General features: G+C 54.7%; 21 protein-coding genes. 8 read left to right on the plus strand and 13 right to left on the minus strand.

The window, feature by feature from the left end; genetic code table 11:
* Positions 1-11: 11 nt before the first annotated feature.
* The 8 genes from atpF to asnC all read right to left on the minus strand — a co-directional run bounded on the left by atpF (position 12) and on the right by asnC (position 6,634).
* Positions 12-482: a F0F1 ATP synthase subunit B gene (gene atpF / locus ACDO57_RS22000; RefSeq protein WP_014072436.1), complete on the minus strand. Its 471-nt coding sequence runs from the start codon at positions 480-482 to the stop codon at positions 12-14.
* A gap of 48 nt (positions 483-530) precedes the next feature.
* Complete coding sequence (atpE, locus tag ACDO57_RS22005; protein WP_000429386.1) at positions 531-770, minus strand: F0F1 ATP synthase subunit C; 240 nt, start codon at positions 768-770, stop codon at positions 531-533.
* A gap of 49 nt (positions 771-819) precedes the next feature.
* Positions 820-1,635, minus strand: a complete 816-nt coding sequence (gene atpB, locus ACDO57_RS22010) for a F0F1 ATP synthase subunit A (protein WP_008500193.1) — start codon at positions 1,633-1,635, stop codon at positions 820-822.
* An 8-nt stretch (positions 1,636-1,643) separates the two neighbouring features.
* Entirely contained in the window at positions 1,644-2,024 is a 381-nt protein-coding gene (atpI, locus tag ACDO57_RS22015; protein ID WP_023333920.1) for a F0F1 ATP synthase subunit I, read from the minus strand.
* 616 nt (positions 2,025-2,640) lie between these two features.
* Positions 2,641-3,264 carry a 16S rRNA (guanine(527)-N(7))-methyltransferase RsmG gene (gene rsmG / locus ACDO57_RS22020; RefSeq protein ID WP_148769899.1) on the minus strand — a complete coding sequence of 208 codons (624 nt, stop codon included), beginning with the start codon at positions 3,262-3,264 and terminating at the stop codon, positions 2,641-2,643.
* A gap of 107 nt (positions 3,265-3,371) precedes the next feature.
* The gene (gene mnmG, locus ACDO57_RS22025; protein WP_023333918.1) at positions 3,372-5,261 is read right to left on the minus strand and encodes a tRNA uridine-5-carboxymethylaminomethyl(34) synthesis enzyme MnmG; all 1,890 of its coding nucleotides are present in this window, start codon (positions 5,259-5,261) and stop codon (positions 3,372-3,374) included.
* Between the two features lie 374 nt (positions 5,262-5,635).
* Positions 5,636-6,085, minus strand: a complete 450-nt coding sequence (mioC, locus tag ACDO57_RS22030; protein WP_023309786.1) for an FMN-binding protein MioC — start codon at positions 6,083-6,085, stop codon at positions 5,636-5,638.
* 90 nt (positions 6,086-6,175) lie between these two features.
* Complete coding sequence (gene asnC / locus ACDO57_RS22035; protein ID WP_024907891.1) at positions 6,176-6,634, minus strand: transcriptional regulator AsnC; 459 nt, start codon at positions 6,632-6,634, stop codon at positions 6,176-6,178.
* 151 nt (positions 6,635-6,785) lie between these two features.
* Between asnC and asnA the strand changes: the two genes are divergently transcribed.
* The gene (gene asnA / locus ACDO57_RS22040; RefSeq protein WP_061716268.1) at positions 6,786-7,778 is read left to right on the plus strand and encodes an aspartate--ammonia ligase; all 993 of its coding nucleotides are present in this window, start codon (positions 6,786-6,788) and stop codon (positions 7,776-7,778) included.
* On the opposite strand, the gene viaA is transcribed toward asnA, so the two are convergent.
* Positions 7,779-9,230 (minus strand): ATPase RavA stimulator ViaA, encoded by a 1,452-nt coding sequence (gene viaA / locus ACDO57_RS22045; protein WP_032648593.1) that lies wholly within the window; start codon positions 9,228-9,230, stop codon positions 7,779-7,781.
* On the minus strand, positions 9,224-10,720 hold the full coding sequence (gene ravA, locus ACDO57_RS22050) for an ATPase RavA (protein WP_248166062.1): 1,497 nt from the start codon (positions 10,718-10,720) through the stop codon (positions 9,224-9,226). Before ravA ends, viaA begins: the two co-directional genes overlap by 7 nt.
* Before the next feature lie 222 nt (positions 10,721-10,942).
* On the opposite strand from ravA, the gene kup reads away from it, so the two are divergent.
* The 7 genes from kup (at position 10,943) to rbsR (ending at position 18,888) form a co-directional block, all read left to right on the plus strand.
* A complete protein-coding gene (kup, locus tag ACDO57_RS22055) occupies positions 10,943-12,811 on the plus strand; it encodes a low affinity potassium transporter Kup (RefSeq protein ID WP_024907895.1) in 1,869 nt (622 codons plus the stop codon).
* A 226-nt stretch (positions 12,812-13,037) separates the two neighbouring features.
* On the plus strand, positions 13,038-13,457 hold the full coding sequence (gene rbsD / locus ACDO57_RS22060; protein ID WP_370884591.1) for a D-ribose pyranase: 420 nt from the start codon (positions 13,038-13,040) through the stop codon (positions 13,455-13,457).
* Positions 13,458-13,464: 7 nt separating this feature from the next.
* Positions 13,465-14,970 carry a ribose ABC transporter ATP-binding protein RbsA gene (gene rbsA / locus ACDO57_RS22065; protein ID WP_021242658.1) on the plus strand — a complete coding sequence of 502 codons (1,506 nt, stop codon included), beginning with the start codon at positions 13,465-13,467 and terminating at the stop codon, positions 14,968-14,970.
* A 4-nt stretch (positions 14,971-14,974) separates the two neighbouring features.
* Positions 14,975-15,940, plus strand: coding sequence for a ribose ABC transporter permease (gene rbsC, locus ACDO57_RS22070; RefSeq protein ID WP_006808742.1), 966 nt, complete (start codon positions 14,975-14,977; stop codon positions 15,938-15,940).
* A 27-nt stretch (positions 15,941-15,967) separates the two neighbouring features.
* Complete coding sequence (rbsB, locus tag ACDO57_RS22075; protein WP_010426610.1) at positions 15,968-16,858, plus strand: ribose ABC transporter substrate-binding protein RbsB; 891 nt, start codon at positions 15,968-15,970, stop codon at positions 16,856-16,858.
* 104 nt (positions 16,859-16,962) lie between these two features.
* The gene (gene rbsK / locus ACDO57_RS22080) at positions 16,963-17,892 is read left to right on the plus strand and encodes a ribokinase (protein ID WP_024907898.1); all 930 of its coding nucleotides are present in this window, start codon (positions 16,963-16,965) and stop codon (positions 17,890-17,892) included.
* Between the two features lie 3 nt (positions 17,893-17,895).
* On the plus strand, positions 17,896-18,888 hold the full coding sequence (gene rbsR / locus ACDO57_RS22085; protein WP_074180468.1) for a ribose operon transcriptional repressor RbsR: 993 nt from the start codon (positions 17,896-17,898) through the stop codon (positions 18,886-18,888).
* Here the strand turns inward: rbsR and mdtD are convergent.
* From mdtD to ACDO57_RS22100, 3 genes are all read right to left on the minus strand, one after another.
* Positions 18,854-20,287, minus strand: coding sequence for a multidrug transporter subunit MdtD (gene mdtD, locus ACDO57_RS22090; RefSeq protein ID WP_370884592.1), 1,434 nt, complete (start codon positions 20,285-20,287; stop codon positions 18,854-18,856). The genes rbsR and mdtD overlap by 35 nt on opposite strands.
* Positions 20,284-20,991, minus strand: coding sequence for a FadR/GntR family transcriptional regulator (locus tag ACDO57_RS22095; RefSeq protein WP_090420261.1), 708 nt, complete (start codon positions 20,989-20,991; stop codon positions 20,284-20,286). The genes mdtD and ACDO57_RS22095 overlap by 4 nt, the downstream gene beginning before the upstream one ends.
* Positions 20,992-21,161: 170 nt before the next feature.
* Positions 21,162-21,408, minus strand: a 247-nt coding sequence (locus ACDO57_RS22100; RefSeq protein ID WP_248272274.1) for a hypothetical protein, incomplete at its 5' end; no start/stop codon positions are given.

Genomic DNA, 21,408 nt, shown 5'->3' on the forward strand with positions numbered 1-21,408 from the left:
CCCCTCCCTCCTTACAGTTCAGCGACAAGTTTGTCCACGATGTCGCTGTTAGCAGCTTCATCCACGGAACGTTCGATGATCTTCTCGGCGCCAGCAACAGCCAGAATCGCAACCTGCTTACGCAGTTCTTCACGAGCACGTTTACGCTCAGCATCAATTTCTGCCTGAGCCTGTGTCACGATCTTAGTACGTTCCTGTTCTGCTTCAGCTTTGGCTTCGTCCAGGATCTGCGAACGGCGTTTGTTAGCCTGTTCGATGATTACCTGAGCTTCCGCTTTCGCTTTTTTCAGCTGGTCTGTCGCGTTGGCCTGTGCAAGGTCCAAATCTTTCTTAGCGCGTTCTGCAGAAGCCAGACCGTCAGCAATTTCTTTCTGACGTTTTTCGATGGCAGCCATTAAAGGCGGCCATACATACTTCATGCAGAACCAGACAAAGAGAATAAACGCGATGGCCTGGCCGAGGATTGTTGCGTTCATGTTCACAGCACAATACCTCTTTAATTTCTGTGGCTTAGGGTTTTAAAACTACTACTACGCGACAGCAAACATCACGTACAGACCCAGACCTACAGCGATCATTGGGATAGCATCCACCAGACCCATAACGATAAAGAACTGAGTACGCAGCAGAGGAATCAGATCAGGTTGACGCGCTGCGCCTTCCAGGAATTTGCCCCCGAGGATGCCGATACCGATCGCAGCACCGATAGCCGCCAGACCCATCATCACAGCGGCAGCCATGTACAGCAGATCCATATTCAGGTTTTCCATGACAGTCTCCAGTTTGTTTCAATTAAAACGTAGTAGTGTTGGTAAAAAATCAGTGCTCTTCAGACGCCATCGACAGATAGACGATCGTCAGAACCATGAAGATAAAGGCTTGCAGCGTAATGATCAGGATGTGGAAAATGGCCCACGGCACATTCAGAACCCACTGTGACCACCACGGCAGAAGACCCGCGATCAGAATGAAAATCAGCTCACCCGCATACATGTTGCCGAACAGTCGCAGACCCAGTGAAACAGGTTTGGACAGCAGGCTAACGCCTTCCAGGATCAGGTTGACCGGAATAAACGCCCAGTGGTTGAACGGCTGCAAGGTAAGCTCTTTCACAAAGCCGCTTACGCCTTTCATTTTGATGCTGTAGAAAAGAATCAGGATAAACACGCCCAGCGCCATCGACAGGGTGATGTTCACGTCCGCAGACGGTACAACACGCAGTGCAGGCAGGCCGAAGATGTGCTCGCCGATAAACGGCAGCAGATCGATTGGCAGCAGGTCCATCAGGTTCATCAGGAAGACCCAAACGAACACGGTCAGCGCCAGCGGAGCAATCAGCTTGCTCTTGCCATGGTACATGTCTTTGACGCTGCCATGGACGAAGCCGATGATCATTTCGATGAAGGTCTGGAATTTCCCTGGTACACCGCTGGTCGCTCGTTTAGCAACACCGCGGAACATGGCCAGGAACAGAAGACCCAAAACCACCGAGAAGAACATGGAGTCGATGTTGATCGTCCAGAAGGTGGCCGGGGGGTTATGTGGATCCACCAGCGAGAATGTACGCAGGTCCAGCTGAAGGTTATTCAGATGGTGACCTATGTAATCCTGCGGCGTCATATTTTCTGAAGCCATGATGCCTTTTACCCTTTGTTATTGATTACAGCTGGAGCCAGAACTTGTACCACCAGCACCAAAACCCACGTTGCTATCAGCGGCATGAAGACCACTTTCAAAACCGCCAGCGCCATCACCAGTAGAGCAAAGGTCAGCAACACCTTACACACTTCGCCGAGGGCGAAGGACCAGGCCACGCGGCCTTTGGCGGGTGTATGCGCCTGATGACGCCAGGCAAAAATCATAAACAACACGTTTGGCAGCACAACCGCCAAACCCCCGCACACGGCGGAGATGCCCCAGAAGGGGTCTTTGAGGCTAAACAGCAGTCCACTTGCTATCACAGCCAGAAACTGAACGAACAGAAGCTTACGAGCAACGTTTCTACTCAAGAGCGACACAGACATCACGTTTTTACTCCTGCTCCCTTCGAGGTATGCCGCGTGTCGTATAAAACGTCCTTTAAGGCTCAGAGTCAAGCATCAAAAAGCGGTCAAATTATACGGTGCGCACCCGTGATTTCAAACATTAAGTAGCGAAAAGGTGAATAAATGTTTAAATATTTTTCCCCACCGCTATTTTTTAACTTTCGCTGAAAGCGTCAACCTTCGACCAAAACTGCAAACAGCGCGAAAACGTTGTCGATAAAGCGTGCACGAGATCACAAAACACACATTTGCGATAAGGTTGTATTTATCAAAGGCGCAAATCGCGAAAATTTATCTTTATGAAATTAAACACAAAATGTCGCAACTATTTTCAAAACAGCCCAGTACACAATAAAAACCTTTTATTGACATTCTTAATAAATAATTAACATTACGTTCTGGTTACTGCCTTCCACTTTTAGCAGACTTATATTTTCACAGATGACTATCTTCTAGGTGAACAATAGGCGCTACGTTAACCGGAAGAAAAACCTTAGTGAAGTAGAGGTTAAAAGCTCCCCGATAAAACCCCGGTAGTTGTGCTGTTTTTTAACATGATAAGAACAGCACGAATTCCACATTTTTTATTAATTTTTTAAAAATTGTTTGGCTTAATTATCACCAGATGACGTTCACCTTCGAGCTGAGGAATCTCTAATTTCTCAATAGACTCGACAGCAAAACCGTCTGGAAGCTGTTCAATCTCATCGCCTGGCAACTGCCCTTTCAGCGCATAAAAGCGGCCGTTCTCCGCAGGCAAGTGCTTACACCAGCTCACCATGTCATTGAGCGAAGCAAACGCGCGGCTGATAACCCCGTCAAACGGCGGTTCTGCCGGGAACTCCTCTACCCTGCTCTGCACGGGCGTGATGTTCTCAAGCTTCAGCTCATGCTGTACCTGACGTAAAAAGCGCACGCGCTTGCCAAGGCTGTCCAGCAGCGTGAAATGGCTCTCAGGGCGAACAATCGACAGCGGAACGCCCGGTAAACCTGGACCCGTACCCACGTCGATGAAACGCTCACCTTTCAACCATGGGGCAACCACGATGCTATCGAGTATATGGCGAACGAGCATCTCGTTGGGGTCGCGAACAGACGTCAGGTTGTACGCTTTGTTCCATTTGTTCAGCATATCGACATAGGCCACCAGCTGATTTTTCTGGTGATCGGTGAGCGAAATACCTGCCTGATCCAGCAGACGAGAGAGTTTGTTGAGCACGGTGAATACCTGTTTAGAGATTTTTCGCCCGGTGGCGCTGCCGCTTACCGGGCCTACGAATAAGTAGGGCGGGTAAGCGAAGCGCCACCCGCCAAAAGCAATGTCAATTACGCGCTGCGGCGCAACATACCTTGCTTTTTCAGCCAGACCAGCAGGATCGAAATCGCCGCAGGGGTAACCCCCGAGATGCGGGACGCCTGACCGATCGACACCGGTTTGTGATCGTTCAGCTTGGCGATCACTTCGTTAGAAAGACCCGTCACCTGGCGGTAGTCCAGCATTTCCGGCAGCAGCGTGTTTTCGTTACGCTGCTGTTTTTCGATCTCATCCTGCTGACGCGCGATGTAACCTTCGTACTTCACCTGGATCTCAACCTGCTCTGCCGCTTCAGCGTCTTCCAGGCCCGGCGCGAACGCGGTCAGTTTGACAAGGTTCTCGTAGGTGACTTCAGGACGGCGCAGCAGATCTTCCCCGCTGGCCTCGCGCGACAGCGGCGCTGTTAAGTGAGCGTTTACTTCGGCAGCAGTTTCCGCCTGCGGATTTACCCAGGTGGTTTTCAGGCGCTGACGTTCCTGTTCAATGCGTTCCAGCTTCTCGTTGAAGCGCGCCCAGCGTTCGTCATCAACCAGACCGAGTTCACGGCCCATTTCGGTCAGACGCAGGTCGGCGTTATCTTCACGCAGCATCAGGCGATATTCCGCGCGAGAGGTAAACATACGGTACGGTTCTTTGGTGCCCAGCGTGCAGAGATCGTCAACCAGCACGCCCAGATACGCCTGAGAACGGCCTGGTGCCCAGCCTTCTTTCTCAGCAGAGAAGCGCGCGGCGTTCAAACCGGCAAGCAGACCCTGTGCAGCCGCTTCTTCGTAGCCGGTGGTGCCGTTAATCTGACCCGCGAAGAACAGACCGTGGATGAATTTGCTTTCCAGGGTTGGCTTCAGGTCACGCGGATCGAAGAAATCGTACTCAATAGCGTAGCCAGGGCGAACGATTTTCGCATTCTCCATCCCCTGCATTGAGCGAACAATTTGCATCTGCACATCAAACGGCAGGCTGGTGGAGATGCCGTTCGGGTAAATTTCGTTCGAGGTCAGCCCTTCCGGCTCCAGGAAGATCTGGTGCTGGTTACGATCGGCAAAGCGCATCACTTTGTCTTCGATCGACGGACAGTAGCGTGGACCGATCCCTTCGATCACGCCAGCATACATGGGGCTACGATCGAGGTTATTGCGGATCACGTCATGGGTTTTCTCGTTGGTATGCGTGATGTAGCACGGTACCTGCTGCGGATGCTGTGCCGCATTACCCATGAACGAGAAGACCGGCATTGGGTTATCACCGTGCTGTTGCGCCAGCACGCTGAAATCAATGGTACGCGCATCAATACGCGGCGGCGTGCCTGTTTTCAGGCGGCTAACGCGCAGCGGCAGTTCGCGCAGACGACGAGACAGTGGAATAGACGGCGGATCGCCAGCACGGCCACCACTGTAGTTATCCAGACCGATATGAATTTTACCGTCCAGGAATGTGCCCACAGTCAGCACCACGGCTTTCGCGCGGAATTTGAGGCCCATCTGGGTCACGGCACCCACGACGCGATCGTTCTCAACGATAAGATCTTCAACCGCCTGCTGGAAGATCATCAGGTTCGGCTGGTTCTCCAGGGCGGTACGCACCGCCTGACGGTAAAGTACGCGGTCTGCCTGAGCACGGGTCGCACGGACAGCGGGGCCTTTACTCGCGTTTAGTATCCTAAACTGGATGCCAGCCTGATCGATCGCTTTCGCCATCAGGCCGCCAAGTGCATCCACTTCTTTTACCAGGTGTCCTTTCCCAATGCCGCCAATCGCCGGATTACAGGACATTTGTCCCAGCGTGTCGATATTGTGTGTCAAAAGCAGGGTCTGCTGACCCATTCGCGCTGCGGCCATTGCGGCCTCAGTGCCTGCGTGACCCCCGCCAATGATGATGACGTCAAAAGGATCCTGATAAAACATGGTGGTCTGCCTCGCGTAAAGCGGTATGAAAATGGATTGAAGCCCGGGCCGTGGATTCTACTCAACTTTAGTCTTTCGAGAAAGCATTGGGATCCTGGGCTATTAAAAAGAAGATCTTTTTATTTAGAGATCTGTTCTATTGTGATCTCTTATTAGGATCGCGAACCTGTGTGGATAAGTCCGATCTCATAAAGAAGATCATGCAGTTAGAAAGGATCGTTTGCTGTGAATGATCGGTGATCCTGGACCGTATAAGCTGGGATCAGATCGCGACTTTATGCACAGGCCAAAAACGACGCTACGGTTGTTCTTTGGATAACTACGGGTTAATACGAGCTTTTAACCAGAGTTATCCACATCTGTTCGCGCGATCTTTAATCGTTTTTGAGTAAATTTTTCCATTCCGCGAGCCAGATCTCGGCTGGATCCTCCGGAATGTCATGATCGAGGATGTTGATCTTGAGCGTTTCACCCAGCTGTTTTGCTCCGCAGGAGGTGACAGCGGCTTCGACTTTCTCTATTGCCCCGCAAAAGGTGTCATATTCGCGACTGCCGATCCCCACTGCGCCAAAACGGACGTTTGACAGGTCGGGCTGCTGTTCCAGCAGTTCGTCATATAAAGGTTGCAGGTTATCCGGCAGATCGCCCGCGCCGTGCGTGGAGGTGATCAGCAGCCAGACCCCGTCAGTCGGGAGATCTTCCAGCAACGGGCCGTGCAGGGTTTCCGTGGAAAAGCCCGCATCTTCCAGCTTTTCAGCCAGATGTTCCGCTACGTATTCCGCACCACCAAGGGTGCTGCCGCTGATAAGGGTAATGTCCGCCATTGATCGCTCGCCTGGATAAAGAGACGGCCATTGTACGCTGTGAACGAGCTGGGATCTACCTGTGGAAAATGTGGGAATGAATTTGCCCGATCACGGGCGGATGGTACGCATGATCGGGTTTTGCAGGGAGATCAGGGTCTCGGTGGACTGAATTTCATCGATTGTTTGGATCTTGTTGATAAGTACCTGCTGAAGGGCGTCGATGGATCGGCACATGACTTTAATAAAGATGCTGTAGTGCCCGGTGGTGTAATACGCCTCGGTGACTTCATCCAGTGCGTTTAGTCTCGCCAGGGCGGAAGGATAGTCTTTGGCGCTTTTAAGAATGATGCCAATGAAGCAGCAGACGTCGTAACCCAGATGTTTAGGACTGACGTCAATGCGTGCGCCGGTAATGATCCCCGCCTGCTTCATTTTCTCTACGCGAACGTGAATGGTTCCCGGGCTGACGCCAAACTGTTTCGCCAGTTCGGCGTAGGCGGTACGGGCATTGGCCATTAACGCCTCCAGAATGCCGCGGTCGAGATTGTCGATCTGATAATTTTCCATAGCTTTTTCTTATGAAGATTAATGAATCACTCTATTCTAGCGTTTAATTTTATCGAATCAAAAGTGAAGGTGGCTTTTTGTTGATGAGTTATTGAATGTGATGCCATTTCTGTTGCTTAATCAATATCAACAGGACGCAGGAGTATAAATAATGAAAACCGCTTACATCGCAAAACAACGCCAGATCAGTTTCGTTAAATCCCATTTTTCCCGCCAGCTGGAAGATAAACTTGGGCTAATTGAAGTCCAGGCGCCGATTCTGAGCCGCGTGGGTGACGGGACCCAGGATAACTTGTCTGGATGCGAAAAAGCGGTACAGGTGAAAGTGAAAACACTGCCAGACGCCCAGTTTGAAGTGGTTCATTCACTGGCGAAGTGGAAGCGTCAAACCCTGGGGCAACACGACTTCAGCGCGGGCGAAGGGCTCTACACGCACATGAAAGCCCTTCGCCCCGATGAAGACCGCCTCACCCCAATTCACTCTGTCTATGTTGACCAGTGGGACTGGGAGCGCGTAATGGGTGACGGCGAGCGCCACGTCGGCACGCTGAAATCCACCGTTGAGGCGATCTACGCCGGGATCAAAGCGACCGAAGCAGCCGTAAGCAAAGAGTTTGGTCTGGCACCGTTCCTGCCGGATACGATCCACTTTGTGCACAGCCAGGAATTGCTGGCCCGCTTCCCGGATCTGGATGCCAAAGGCCGTGAACGTGCGATTGCTAAAGAGCTGGGCGCGGTATTTCTGATTGGGATCGGCGGCAAACTGTCTGATGGCAAACGCCACGACGTTCGCGCGCCGGATTATGATGACTGGAGCACTGCGGGTGAGGGCGAGTTTGCCGGGCTGAACGGCGATATTCTGGTCTGGAACCCGGTACTGGAAGACGCATTCGAGCTTTCTTCTATGGGGATCCGCGTGGATGCTGACGCGCTGAAGCGCCAGCTGGCGGTCACCGGAGATGAAGATCGTCTCAAACTCGAGTGGCACCAGGCGCTGCTGCGCGGTGAAATGCCGCAGACGATTGGCGGCGGTATCGGCCAGTCCCGTCTGACCATGCTGCTGCTGCAATTACCCCATATCGGTCAGGTTCAGTGTGGCGTCTGGCCGCAGCAGGTACGTGAAAGCGTCGGCTCTCTTCTGTAATTAACGCTGCCAGCGTCTGAGCAGGCGGCTACGCAGCCCGGTATCAAAGCGCCAGATATGATCGAAGATGCGCATGATGCCGGGTTTTCCATGGGCGGACATTGCCACCGCATGAAAACGGTGCTGATGCACCCGCTGTAACTCCTTCACCTTATTCACCACGTCATCCGGCAGCCGCTGGGCAATAAAATCGGAAATCACCACCGCGTCGGCGTCGTACCAGTCGCCGCCCTGCATACGCTCCACAATGCTGCGAAAGCAGCTGGCCAAATCCGTGCCGCCGCGAAAACGCTGGCTCAGGAAGCGGATTGCCTGCTCGATCCCCTGCTGGTTCGTCAGCTCATACCCTACGACTTCACTGGAGAACAGCATGATGAAGCAGCGACGGCGATCGGCGAGCGCCACGCGCATCAGCGCCAGACAAAAAGCTTTTGCACACTGCTCGTTAAACCCGCCCATCGATCCGGACGTATCCACGCAAACGATGAAGGGCCCGCGCGGCTGTTCATCAAAATCCTGATGAACGACCGGCCGCTGGCTGATTTTCTCGCGCCAGGCTTCGCCGTGCAGCCGGTAGGTGAGGAGCTGTTTTTCTACCAGCCGACGGTAAAACTCATACTCCAGCTCGGTCATCCCCAGCGTGCTCAGCTCCGTGGGCAGAAGACGCAAAATATCATCGCTCTGCTGGAGCCCGTCGACCTGCTCCGGTACGGTGGCCGGTTCACGCACCAGGGTGCGGAAGGTTTCCATCGGGGCGTCTTTCTTTGGAACCGACTTTGCCTCTCTTGAGCGTCCCAGCTGTTCTGCAAGCTTCATCAGCTCGGGCTGCTGCGTCAGAAAATCGCCGTACTTGACGATCAGCTGATAGTCCCCGCGCCGGAGCTGGCCTGCGCTCATATCCCAGAGACGCCCAGCGGCGTTTTCATTCTCCACCAGCACCTGTTCTAACTGGCCGCTCAGGGTCATTCGTTCCTGAACTTCACTGAGCAGCTGTTCGCGCTCTTCATCCAGCAGCTGCTGGTTTAGCGTCGTGGCCTGCACCACCAGGCTGAGGCGCCAGCGCTGTAAGAAGAGGGTGTGCAGTGCCGGGGTAAAAGTGGCGTTATCCGTGACCAGCCCCCGGGCCTGGCTGGCAAACGGGGAGTGGACCTTGTCGAGCAACGTCAGGGTTTGCGGTAGCTGAACGATAAACTGCGGCGTGGAGAGCCGCTGGCACTGCTGATAACAGGCCACCTCTTCCGTTAACTCAGGCGGAACTTCTGTCTCCCTGAACCGCTGACGCAAATTTTCGCGCCAGCGCGGAAGATCGTCCGTCATCGCCTTTTTGAGCTTCGGAAATTTTTCAAAGAAGGCTGCCAGCTGCGGTGACGCCAGAAGTGTTATGACCACCTCTTCGATCAACCCCTCCTCGCTGACGGCCAGCATGACGTTGAGCGTGTCCAGGGTTAGCATTGACGCGCCTGTTTGATCTGCGCGCTGACGTCCTGCAGGCTGGCTTCGATGCGACCTAACCAGTCGCTATGAATAAAGAGGCATTTTTGCTGTTCGCTAAAGCGGGTGTGCTGCTGGTGCCATTCCGTATCCAGCGCTTCCAGCTGCTGCTTAATCTCTTCCGGTACGCTGTCCGAGGCGGTGCCCGGCAGCGCCAGACGCGATCCCTGCAGGCTGACGTCGCGGATCACCAGATGCTGGCTGCTGTCCACTTCCATATTCAGCGGCTGCGCGAAGCCGATGCCGTTGAGCTTGCCGCGGATCTCTCCACCCTTATCCAGCCACTGCGCCAGCGCCTCGCGCTCAATCGTAATGTGTACCACCTGCATATCATGCAGTTTGAGCGGCTGCTGGAGCAGCAGCGTGAGCGTTGTACCAGTCAGATCGGCAGGAAGCTCGTAGTGCGGCTTGCGGGCGAACATGCCTCCAAGGCGATTCACTTTCAGCGCGGTTTTATCACTTTGCTGCTGCTGAAGCTGGATGCGCCGCTGAGCAATCGCCCCCAGTTGATTGAGCATCGCCTGCTGCCCCCAGGCGTGTCCGGTCATCAAAACGTCAAGCTGCTGCTGCATCAGATTCATGCCTTCCGCGTCGTGCCAGAGGCAATCTTTCAGCAGGATCAGATCGATGGGGGCAACGGCATCGCGGCCGCTAAACAGGGCGCTGGCCTGCAGGAGGCGGATCGCTTTTTTCCAGCGACGATCGGAGACATAGGGTGCAGAAGGGAGGAGATCAAGCTGCTGACGCAGCAGATAGATCAGCTCGAATACGGCGTCAGGCAGTTTGACTTTGCTGATATCCTGCTGCCACTGGTAGTACTCCTCATCCGTCACCTGCAGCGAAGCGGATACCGGGTTTTCACTCTCATCCTGCTGGCTCACCAGCATGGAGCGGAAGTTTGATTTGTCCTGCACTTTGTCCAGCCACAGGCGGATGAGCATACGATCATACAGCGCTTCCAGACTGCTGTCGGCCTCGGGCAGTTCGTTAGAGGCGGCTACCAGCAGGCGCATCGGGATTTTCTCTTCACTGGCGCCGTTGCGGAACCGACGTTCGTTTATCGCCGTGAGCAGGGTGTTCAGAATGGCCGGTCCCGCTTTCCAGATCTCATCGAGAAAGACAATCTCAGCCTCAGGCAGATACCCCGCCGTCAAACGCTCATAGCGCCCTTCATCTTTCAGCGCCTGAATGGAAAGGGGGCCAAACACTTCTTCCGGGGTGGAAAAGCGGGTCATGAGATATTCGAAGGCGCGAGCATTCTGAAAAGCAAATTTTAGCCTGCGGGCAATCAGGCTTTTGGCAATGCCCGGCGGTCCCAGCAAAAACACGCTTTCACCGCTGAGCGCCGCCAGTAAACAGAGGCGAATGGCGTGGCTACGCTCGAAAAGGCCTTTCTCCAGCGCGCTGCTGAGGCGGGAAATTCTTTCTGCTAATAAATGTGAGTGAGCCATAATAGTTTTGCATCCTTTCGCCGTCGTGGCGGCCAATTGAAGCGAGTATAGACGTTTCAGTCAGGGCTGGTAATAGACTGAAGTGCGGCGCAATTTTCTTTGCGCTACATTAATGCGGTTGCATTTAGGGGTACGATTTTGCAATGAATCGTGCATACTGTGCGCTTTTTGTGGGCCAAGGGACCAGGAACACATTTGTTATTTAAACGAAAAGACTAGTCTATGAGCACTGATAATAAGCAATCATTACCCGCAATAACGCTTGCGGCGATCGGGGTTGTCTACGGTGATATCGGCACCAGCCCGCTTTATACGCTTCGTGAATGTCTGTCCGGCCAGTTTGGCTTTGGTGTTGAACGCGATGCCGTGTTTGGCTTCCTGTCCCTCATTTTCTGGCTGCTGATCCTGGTGGTTTCCGTTAAGTATCTCTCCTTCGTTATGCGTGCTGATAACGCAGGTGAAGGCGGGATCCTGACCCTGATGTCTCTTGCCGGGCGCAATACCTCGGCCAGAATGACCTCAGTGCTGGTCATTATCGGCCTGATTGGGGGCAGTTTCTTCTACGGAGAGGTGGTTATCACGCCCGCTATTTCGGTGCTGTCGGCGATAGAGGGGCTGGAGATTATCGCTCCACAACTTGATTCATGGGTGGTTCCGCTGGCCATTATTGTCCTGACGCTGCTGTTCATGATCCAGAAGCACGGTACCGGGCTGGTGGGCAAACTGTTTGCACCGATTATGCTGGCCTGGTTCCTGATCCTGGCGGCGCTTGGTTTGCGCAGCATTATCGCGAACCCGGAAGTGCTGCAGGCGCTGAATCCCTACTGGGCCGTGCATTTCTTCCTCGAATACAAAGTGGTTTCCTTTGTGGCGCTGGGTGCCGTGGTGCTCTCCATCACCGGTGTGGAAGCGCTGTATGCTGACATGGGTCACTTCGGGAAACTGCCTATCCGCGTGGCATGGTTTATTGTGGTGCTCCCGTCGCTGGTGCTGAACTACTTCGGTCAGGGGGCGCTGCTGCTTAAAAACCCGGAAGCGATCAAGAACCCGTTCTTCCTGCTGGCGCCTGACTGGGCGCTGGTACCTATGCTGATCCTGGCGACGCTGGCGACCGTCATTGCCTCTCAGGCGGTGATTTCCGGCGTGTTTTCTCTGACGCGCCAGGCCGTGCGTCTGGGTTATCTCTCACCGATGCGCATCATCCATACCTCAGAGATGGAGTCGGGTCAGATCTACATCCCGTTCATTAACTGGCTGCTCTATTTCGCTGTGGTCATTGTTATCGTCAGCTTCGAGCACTCCAGTAACCTGGCGGCGGCGTACGGTATTGCGGTAACCGGTACGATGGTGCTGACGTCGCTTCTCTCCACCACGGTGGCGTACCGAAACTGGCACTGGAATAAATTCCTCGTGGCGATGATTCTGGTGGGCTTCCTGTGCATCGACGTGCCGCTGTTCTCTGCGAACCTCGACAAGATTGTCTCCGGTGGCTGGCTGCCGCTGACGCTGGGTCTGGTGATGTTCATTGTCATGACCACCTGGAAAAGCGAGCGTTTCCGCCTGCTGCGCCGTATGCACGAGCACGGGAACTCTCTGGAGGCGATGATCGCTTCTCTGGAGAAATCTCCGCCGGTCCGCGTGCCGGGTACCGCGGTATACATGTCTCGCGCACTGAATGTCATTCCGTTCGCGCTGATGCATAACCTCAAGCACAACAAAGTGCTGCACGAGCGCGTGATCCTGCTGACGCTGCGCACCGAAGATGCGCCGTATGTTCACAATGTGCGTCGCGTGCAAATCGAGCAACTGTCGCCGACCTTCTGGCGCGTGGTGGCAAGCTACGGCTGGCGTGAAACGCCAAACGTGGAAGAGGTGTTCCACCGCTGCGGCCTGGAAGGGCTGAGCTGTAGGATGATGGAAACGTCGTTCTTTATGTCGCACGAGTCGCTGATTATCGGCAAGCGCCCGTGGTATCTGCGCCTGCGCGGCAAGCTATACCTCATCCTGCAGCGTAATGCCCTGCGTGCGCCTGACCAGTTTGAGATCCCGCCTAACCGCGTGATTGAGCTGGGAACGCAGGTCGAGATTTAAGTCTTTGTGCGGCCTGATGCCCTCACCCCGCCCCTCTCCCACAGGGAGAGGGCGCAAACATAAAAAACGGTAACCAGGGGGTTACCGTTTTGCATTTACCTCCACGCCATTTCACTTAGCGAAACGTTTCGACGTCGATCACAAATCTGTTACGTCATGATGGTTTTCTGAACATTTCTGGGGCTACACTACTTTTAGCGAAACGTTTCGCTAGTGGAGCAAGAAAATGAAGAAAGGCACTGTACTCAACTCAGAAATCTCATCGGTTATTTCCCGTCTTGGGCATACCGATACGCTGGTGGTTTGCGATGCAGGCTTACCGGTTCCGCGCAGCACAACCCGTATCGATATGGCGTTAACGCAGGGCGTACCCTCGTTTATGCAGGTACTGGACGTGGTGACCGCGGAGATGCAGGTTGAGGCGGTCATTCTCGCGGCGGAAATCAAACAACATAATCCGCAACTCCACGAAACGTTGCTCAGCCACCTTGAGCAGCTGCAACAACACCAGGGAAATACCATAGATATTCGTTACACAACGCACGAACAATTCAAACAACAAACCGCAGACAGTCAGGCGGTGATTCGCAGCGGGGAGTGTTCCCCGTATGCGAATATCATTCTCTGTGCTGGCGTCACCTTCTGAGGCCATCATGGACGCATTACTGCAACTTAAAGGGATCGATAAGTCGTTCCCGGGCGTAAAAGCCCTCTCCGGCGCGGCGCTGAACGTCTACCCCGGGCGCGTCATGGCGCTGGTGGGCGAAAACGGCGCCGGCAAATCCACCATGATGAAAGTGCTGACCGGTATCTACCAACGCGATGCCGGTTCACTCCTTTGGTTGGGTAAAGAGACCACCTTCACTGGCCCGAAATCCTCTCAGGAAGCGGGCATCGGTATTATTCACCAGGAGCTGAACCTCATCCCGCAGCTCACCATTGCGGAAAACATCTTCCTCGGCCGCGAGTTTGTGAACCGCTTCGGTAAGATCGACTGGAAAACCATGTATGCCGAAGCGGACAAGCTGCTGGCGAAGCTGAACCTGCGCTTTAAGAGCGACCGCCTGGTGGGCGATCTCTCCATCGGCGATCAGCAGATGGTGGAAATCGCGAAGGTGCTGAGCTTCGAGTCGAAGGTCATCATTATGGATGAACCGACCGACGCCCTGACCGATACCGAAACCGAATCCCTGTTCCGCGTTATCCGCGAGCTGAAATCGCAGGGGCGCGGGATTGTCTATATCTCTCACCGTATGAAAGAGATCTTCGAAATCTGCGATGACGTCACCGTTTTCCGCGACGGGCAGTTTATTGCCGAGCGCGAAGTGGCGACGCTGACTGAAGATACGCTCATCGAAATGATGGTGGGACGTAAGCTCGAAGATCAGTACCCGCATCTGGATAAAGCGCCGGGTGAGATCCGCCTGAAGGTGGACAACCTCTGCGGTCCGGGTGTGAACGACGTGACCTTCACCCTGCGCCAGGGCGAGATCCTGGGCGTAGCGGGCCTGATGGGGGCGGGACGTACCGAGCTGATGAAAGTGTTGTACGGCGCACTGCCGCGTACCAGCGGTTATGTCACCCTCGACGGCCATGAAGTGGTCACCCGCTCTCCGCAGGATGGTCTGGCGAACGGCATCGTCTATATCTCCGAAGACCGCAAACGCGACGGCCTGGTGCTGGGGATGTCAGTAAAAGAGAACATGTCCCTGACCGCGCTGCGCTATTTCAGCCACAGCGGTGGCAGCCTGAAGCATAAAGACGAGCAGCAGGCGGTGAGCGATTTTATCCGCCTCTTTAACGTCAAAACCCCGTCGATGGAGCAGGCGATTGGCCTGTTGTCCGGCGGGAATCAGCAGAAAGTGGCGATTGCGCGCGGGCTGATGACGCGTCCGAAAGTGTTGATCCTCGACGAGCCAACCCGCGGCGTAGACGTGGGGGCGAAGAAAGAGATCTATCAGCTGATTAACCAGTTTAAGGCCGACGGTCTGAGCATCATTCTGGTCTCTTCCGAGATGCCAGAAGTATTAGGCATGAGCGATCGCATTATCGTCATGCATGAAGGGCATCTCGGCGGTGAATTCACTCGCGAGCAGGCCACCCAGGAAGTTCTGATGGCTGCCGCTGTGGGCAAGCTTAATCGCGTGAATCAGGAGTAAGAAGATGACTACCCAGGCTGTTTCTGGTCGCCGCTATTTCACAAAGGCGTGGCTGATGGAGCAAAAATCGCTAATTGCCCTGCTGGTGCTGATCGCGATTGTGTCGACCATGAGCCCGAATTTCTTCACCGTTAATAACCTGTTCAATATTCTGCAGCAGACGTCGGTGAACGCCATTATGGCGGTCGGCATGACGCTGGTGATTCTGACCTCAGGTATCGATCTGTCCGTCGGTTCCCTGCTGGCGCTCACCGGCGCGATCGCCGCTTCGATTGTCGGCATTGAAGTCAACGCGCTGGTGGCCGTGGCCGCTGCCCTGGCGGCAGGTGCGGCGATAGGCGCCGTCACCGGCGTGATTGTGGCAAAAGGCCGCGTTCAGGCGTTCATCGCGACGCTGGTGATGATGCTGCTGCTGCGCGGGGTGACCATGGTTTATACCAACGGCAGCCCGGTCAATACCGGCTTTACCGATAACGCCGATCTGTTTGGCTGGTTCGGTATCGGTCGCCCGCTGGGTGTCCCGACCCCGGTATGGATCATGGCTATCGTCTTCCTGGCGGCGTGGTACATGCTGCATCACACTCGTCTGGGCCGTTATATCTATGCGCTGGGCGGTAACGAAGCGGCAACGCGCCTGTCCGGTATCAGCGTTAATAAAGTCAAAATTATCGTTTACTCCCTGTGCGGTCTGCTGGCGTCACTGGCAGGCATTATCGAAGTGGCGCGCCTCTCCTCCGCGCAGCCAACGGCGGGTACGGGGTATGAGCTGGACGCCATTGCGGCAGTGGTTCTGGGCGGTACGAGTCTTGCGGGCGGTAAAGGTCGCATTGTTGGGACATTGATCGGCGCACTGATCCTCGGTTTCCTGAATAATGGTTTGAATTTGTTAGGTGTTTCCTCCTATTACCAGATGATCGTTAAGGCAGTGGTGATTTTGCTGGCGGTACTGGTAGACAACAAAAAACAGTAACTGACGACACTACAGGACATCTTAGATATGAACATGAAAAAACTGGCTACCCTGGTTTCTGCTGTCGCGCTGAGCGCAACCGTAAGTGCTAACGCCATGGCGAAAGACACCATCGCGCTGGTTGTCTCTACCCTGAACAACCCGTTCTTCGTCTCTCTGAAGGATGGCGCGCAGAAAGAAGCGGACAAACTGGGCTACAACCTGGTGGTTCTGGATTCACAGAACAACCCGGCGAAAGAGCTGGCTAACGTTCAGGACTTAACCGTTCGCGGCACCAAAATTCTGCTGATCAACCCAACCGATTCTGATGCCGTAGGCAACGCCGTGAAGATGGCAAACCAGGCGAAGATCCCGGTAATCACCCTGGACCGTCAGGCAACCAAAGGCGAAGTTGTGAGCCATATTGCGTCTGATAACGTGCTGGGCGGTAAAATCGCGGGTGATTACATCGCGAAGAAAGCCGGTGAAGGCGCGAAAGTCATCGAACTGCAGGGGATTGCCGGGACGTCTGCCGCCCGCGAGCGTGGCGAAGGCTTCCAGCAGGCGGTTGCAGCGCATAAATTCAACGTACTGGCCAGCCAGCCGGCAGACTTCGACCGTACTAAAGGTCTGAACGTCATGCAGAACCTGCTGACCGCGCACCCTGACGTGCAGGCAGTATTCGCGCAGAACGACGAAATGGCGCTGGGCGCGCTGCGTGCCCTGCAGACCGCTGGTAAATCTGATGTGATGGTTGTCGGATTTGACGGCACGCCGGATGGTGAAAAAGCAGTAAACGATGGCAAACTGGCAGCGACCATTGCTCAGCTGCCTGAGCAGATTGGCGCCACTGGCGTTGAAACTGCCGACAAAGTGCTGAAGGGCGAAAAAGTTCAGGCCAAATACCCGGTTGACCTGAAGCTGGTCATCAAGCAGTAAAGGCGAATCAGGCCGTCACGGCGGCCTGAGGGACACCAATAAAGAAAAGTGTGGCATACGCCACCGGGTAACACCGGTGGCGCTCTCTGATGGACAATCCAACCATGAAAACCGCAGGCAACCTCGTCGTCCTTGGCAGTATCAATGCCGATCACATTCTTAACCTTGAATCGTTCCCGACACCAGGCGAAACCGTCACGGGTAACCAGTATCAGGTGGCATTTGGCGGTAAAGGTGCAAACCAGGCCGTTGCTGCCGGTCGCAGCGGGGCAAATATTGCGTTTATCGCCTGCACGGGTGATGACGATACCGGTGAGCGCGTACGCAAGCAGCTGGCGAGCGACAATATCGATATCGCACCGGTCAGCGTTGTTGCAGGGGAATCTACCGGCGTGGCGCTGATTTTCGTCAACGCAGAAGGTGAGAATGTCATCGGTATTCATGCTGGCGCTAACGCGGCGCTGACGACGGAACGCGTAGAAGCGCAACGTGCACTCATCGGCGGAGCGGAAGCCCTGCTGATGCAGCTGGAGTCGCCGGTTGAAAGCGTGCTGGCCGCCGCCAAAATTGCGCATGAAAATCATACCACTGTCGTACTTAATCCGGCCCCTGCCCGTGTATTATCTGACGAGCTGCTGGCGCTGGTGGACATCATCACGCCGAACGAAACCGAAGCCGAAAAGCTGACGGGCATTCGCGTTGAAAACGATGATGATGCCGCGCGAGCCGCGCGTGCGCTGCACGACAAAGGCATCGGAACAGTGATCATCACCCTGGGTAGCCGTGGGGTGTGGGCAAGCGTCAATGGCGAAGGCCGCCGCGTGCCGGGCTTTAAGGTCAAAGCGATTGATACCATCGCAGCGGGAGACACCTTCAATGGTGCACTGGTGACCGCGCTGCTGGAAGGCATGAGAATGGATGACGCTATCCGCTTCGCACACGCTGCCGCCGCGATTGCGGTGACGCGCAAGGGCGCTCAGCCTTCCGTTCCGTGGCGTAAAGAGATCGATGAATTCTTAAGTCAGCAGGGGTAACGCTTGGCCACAATGAAAGATGTCGCTCGCCTGGCGGGCGTTTCTACCTCGACGGTGTCTCACGTCATTAATAACGATCGCTTCGTCAGCGAGGCGATTCGGGAAAAAGTCGAAGCGGCAGTAAAAGATCTCAACTATGCGCCGTCTGCGCTGGCGCGCAGCCTTAAGCTCAACCAGACGCGCACCATCGGTATGCTGATCACCGCGAGTACCAACCCCTTTTATTCAGAACTGGTTCGCGGCGTGGAGCGCAGCTGCTTCGAGCGTGGCTACAGCCTGGTGCTGTGCAATACCGAAGGTGACGAGCAGCGCATGAATCGTAACCTGGAAACGCTGATGCAAAAACGCGTCGACGGGCTACTGCTGCTCTGTACCGAAACGCACCAGCCCTCGAAAGAGATTATCCAGCGCTACCCCTCCATTCCCACGGTGATGATGGACTGGGCACCGTTCGACGGCACCAGCGATCTTATTCAGGATAACTCCCTGCTGGGGGGCGATATGGCCACCCAGTATCTGATCGATAAAGGCTATACCCGCATCGCCTGTATTACCGGCCCGCTGGACAAAACCCCGGCGCGTTTGCGTCTGGAAGGGTATCTCGCCGCAATGGCGCGGGCAGGACTTTCCGTGCCGGAAGGGTACCGTATTACCGGCGATTTTGAGTTTCACGGTGGTTTTGAAGCGATGCAGACGCTGCTGGCGCAGCCGCAGCGTCCGCAGGCTGTTTTTATCGGCAACGATGCCATGGCGTTTGGCGCCTATCAGGCGTTATATCAGGCCGGTTTGCGTGTTCCCGACGATATGGCGGTAATCGGCTACGATGATATTGAGCTGGCCAGCTATATGACGCCGCCGCTCACCACCATCCATCAGCCAAAAGATGAGCTGGGCGAGCTGGCCATCGATGTGTTGATCCACCGAATGGCTCAGCCCACGCTGCAGCAGCAACGCCTGCAGCTTACTCCTGTTCTGATGGAACGGGGTTCGGTTTAGCTTTCGCCTTATGGCGTTCTTTTATCAGGTTACGGCCATCTTTCGGTTTTAACAGCATAAAGACCAGCGCTGAAACGACGGTGAGTGCGCCCATGGTGATAAAGGTATAGTGGAACTGCTCGACGGTGTTCGCGCTGTCGAAACCTTCATAAAACCGCAGTACCGCCGCGCTCACGGCCACCCCTAAACTGATCGACAGCTGCTGGGTGACTGCCAGCACGCTGTTGCCGCTACTGGCGTTCTCGTCGGTCAGATCCGCAAGAGTGATGGTGTTCATTGATGTGAACTGCGTCGACATCGCCATGCCCAGCACAAACAGCGGCAGTATCAGCATCCAGACAGGAAGCGAGGCGGACTGCAGCGAGAACTGCGCAATCATCAGGCCAATAAAGACCGTCACGCCAACCAGCGTCTTGCGATAGCCAAACCAGCGTAGCACCTGCGTCACGGTCGATTTTGCCAGTATCGAACCCATCGCCGTAGGGGCCATCATGCAGCCGGCAATCAGGGCCGGATAGCCGAAACCGACCTGCAGCATCAGTGGCATCAGGAACGGTACGCAGCCGGTTCCCAGACGTGAGGCAATGTTTCCCGCGATCCCGACGGAAAAGGTTCGGGTGTTGAAGAGCCCAAGAGAGATTAACGGCGTCGGGTGACGGCGCGTGTGACGTATATAAAGAAGGAACAGCAGAATCCCGGCGAGGATAACGGAGAGCGCCATCCACGTCGCGACGATCTTCTCGCCAAACAACTCCATCCCGCTGGAGAAGAGCACCAGGCTCAGGCCAAACAGGAAAAAGCCCCCCATGTCGAAGCTGCGTCTTGGCGTGGTAAAGTTCGGCATATATTTGCGGGCATACAGCAGCCCCGCAACGCCAATCGGAATATTAATCAGGAAGATCCAGTGCCAGCTTGCCCAGGTGACAAACACGCCACCGAGTACCGGGCCAAGTATCGGGCCGACCAGTCCCGGCATGGTGACGAAGTTGAGCACGGGAAGCAGTTCGCTTCGAGGGTAGGCTCGTAATAAGGCAAGGCGCGCCACGGGCATCATCATCGCGCCGCCAATGCCCTGTAATACGCGGAAGATAACCAGTTCCGTTAAGGACGAGGAGAGCGCACAGGCCAGCGAACCGAGCGTAAAGAGTGTTACGGCCAGCATGAAAACTCTGCGGGTACCGAAGCGGTCGGCCAGCCATCCGCTAACCGGAATTAACATTGCGACCGTCAGGGTGTAGCTGATGATGGCGGACTGCATCGCCAGCGGGGAGCGGTTAAGGCTTTGCGCAATAGCGGGAAGCGCGGTGTTGAGGATGGTGGCATCCAGTGCCTGCATAAAAAACGCCATGGCTGCAATCCACGGCAATCCGGCCATGCTGCGCGCTTTTTTCTTTGTCATTTATTTACCTGCTGGTGGGTTGGCGCAGCCAGTAATGCCTGGCACGCACTCAGGGCTCGCTGCCCGTCGCTTTCCTGAATGGCATCTACTATCGCCTGATGCAATTCCAGTTTTACCACGTCGTTTTGTGTAATAGAGGTAAAGTAGGTGTGATACACCGAATGAAATAAAGAGGCAAACGAGGTGAGGAACGGATTGGCGCTCATCATATAGATATGTTCATGCCAGGCCATATCGACCTCAACCCAGCGTTCGCGGTTGAAGTGTTTTTTCAGGAACACCATCTCTTCCATTAACGCGTTAAGCTGCGCTTTCTGCTCTGCTGTGCCAAGCATGGCGGCAAGCAGACATGCCTGAGGTTCAAGGCTGCTGCGCATCACCAGAAAGTGATCGACGACCTGATGAAAGTTGTCTTCCGTCATCCACCAGGAGAGCAGCTCCTGATCGAGAAAATTCCAGTTACTCTGTGGCATCACGCGTGTGCCAATACGAGGACGTGGAAGCACCATACCTTTTGCCGTCAGGGTTTTCACCGCTTCGCGCACTGCGGTACGGCTCACCCCAAACTGCTCACCCAGCTCCATTTCACCCGGCAGGATGCTGCCCGGGGCATATTTACCCGCTAAAATCCGCTGAGCCAGCTTTTCTGCCAGCACATACGACAGGTTTTTTTGGGCGGCCAGCTGTTGTGCGCTTAATGGCATCGCTTTTATTCCTTAAAGATTCATGCTGATAATTATGCCACCTCGAATGTGATTGTGGTTGCAGATACATCAAATAGAACAATTTGTAGCTTGATTTCACCTCTGTTGGTGAAAAAAAACGCGGACGGAAACTTTTTTTAAATTTCCTCTTGTCACCTCGGAATAACTCCCTATAATGCGCCTCCACTGACACGGAACAACGGCACACACGCCGCCGGGTCAGCAGAGAATAGCGAAAATAAACGCTTGACTCTGAAGCGGGAAAGCGTAATATGCACACCCCGCGCCGCAGCGAAAAGCGAAGCGGCACTGCTCTTTAACAATTTATCAGACAATCTGTGTGGGCACTCAAAGTGACATGGATTCTTAATGTCTTCGGACAATAAATGAATACCAAGTCTCTGAGTGAACATACGT

Source organism: Enterobacter cloacae complex sp. 2015409, assembly GCF_041365315.1.
Lineage (GTDB): Bacteria > Pseudomonadota > Gammaproteobacteria > Enterobacterales > Enterobacteriaceae > Enterobacter > Enterobacter pseudoroggenkampii.

Excerpts from the sequence above, each read along its gene's own strand:
- viaA (WP_032648593.1), bottom strand. The coding sequence starts at position 9,230 with ATGCTAACCCTGGACACGCTCAACGTCATGCTGGCCGTCAGCGAGGAG.
- mdtD (WP_370884592.1), bottom strand. The coding sequence starts at position 20,287 with ATGACAAAGAAAAAAGCGCGCAGCATGGCCGGATTGCCGTGGATTGCA.
- kup (WP_024907895.1), top strand. The coding sequence starts at position 10,943 with ATGAGCACTGATAATAAGCAATCATTACCCGCAATAACGCTTGCGGCG.
- asnC (WP_024907891.1), bottom strand. The coding sequence starts at position 6,634 with ATGGAAAATTATCAGATCGACAATCTCGACCGCGGCATTCTGGAGGCG.
- rbsD (WP_370884591.1), top strand. The coding sequence starts at position 13,038 with ATGAAGAAAGGCACTGTACTCAACTCAGAAATCTCATCGGTTATTTCC.
- atpI (WP_023333920.1), bottom strand. The coding sequence starts at position 2,024 with ATGTCTGTGTCGCTCTTGAGTAGAAACGTTGCTCGTAAGCTTCTGTTC.
- rbsB (WP_010426610.1), top strand. The coding sequence starts at position 15,968 with ATGAACATGAAAAAACTGGCTACCCTGGTTTCTGCTGTCGCGCTGAGC.
- rbsC (WP_006808742.1), top strand. The coding sequence starts at position 14,975 with ATGACTACCCAGGCTGTTTCTGGTCGCCGCTATTTCACAAAGGCGTGG.
- ACDO57_RS22095 (WP_090420261.1), bottom strand. The coding sequence starts at position 20,991 with ATGCCATTAAGCGCACAACAGCTGGCCGCCCAAAAAAACCTGTCGTAT.
- rbsA (WP_021242658.1), top strand. The coding sequence starts at position 13,465 with ATGGACGCATTACTGCAACTTAAAGGGATCGATAAGTCGTTCCCGGGC.
- asnA (WP_061716268.1), top strand. The coding sequence starts at position 6,786 with ATGAAAACCGCTTACATCGCAAAACAACGCCAGATCAGTTTCGTTAAA.
- atpE (WP_000429386.1), bottom strand. The coding sequence starts at position 770 with ATGGAAAACCTGAATATGGATCTGCTGTACATGGCTGCCGCTGTGATG.
- ravA (WP_248166062.1), bottom strand. The coding sequence starts at position 10,720 with ATGGCTCACTCACATTTATTAGCAGAAAGAATTTCCCGCCTCAGCAGC.
- mnmG (WP_023333918.1), bottom strand. The coding sequence starts at position 5,261 with ATGTTTTATCAGGATCCTTTTGACGTCATCATCATTGGCGGGGGTCAC.
- atpB (WP_008500193.1), bottom strand. The coding sequence starts at position 1,635 with ATGGCTTCAGAAAATATGACGCCGCAGGATTACATAGGTCACCATCTG.
- rbsK (WP_024907898.1), top strand. The coding sequence starts at position 16,963 with ATGAAAACCGCAGGCAACCTCGTCGTCCTTGGCAGTATCAATGCCGAT.
- mioC (WP_023309786.1), bottom strand. The coding sequence starts at position 6,085 with ATGGCGGACATTACCCTTATCAGCGGCAGCACCCTTGGTGGTGCGGAA.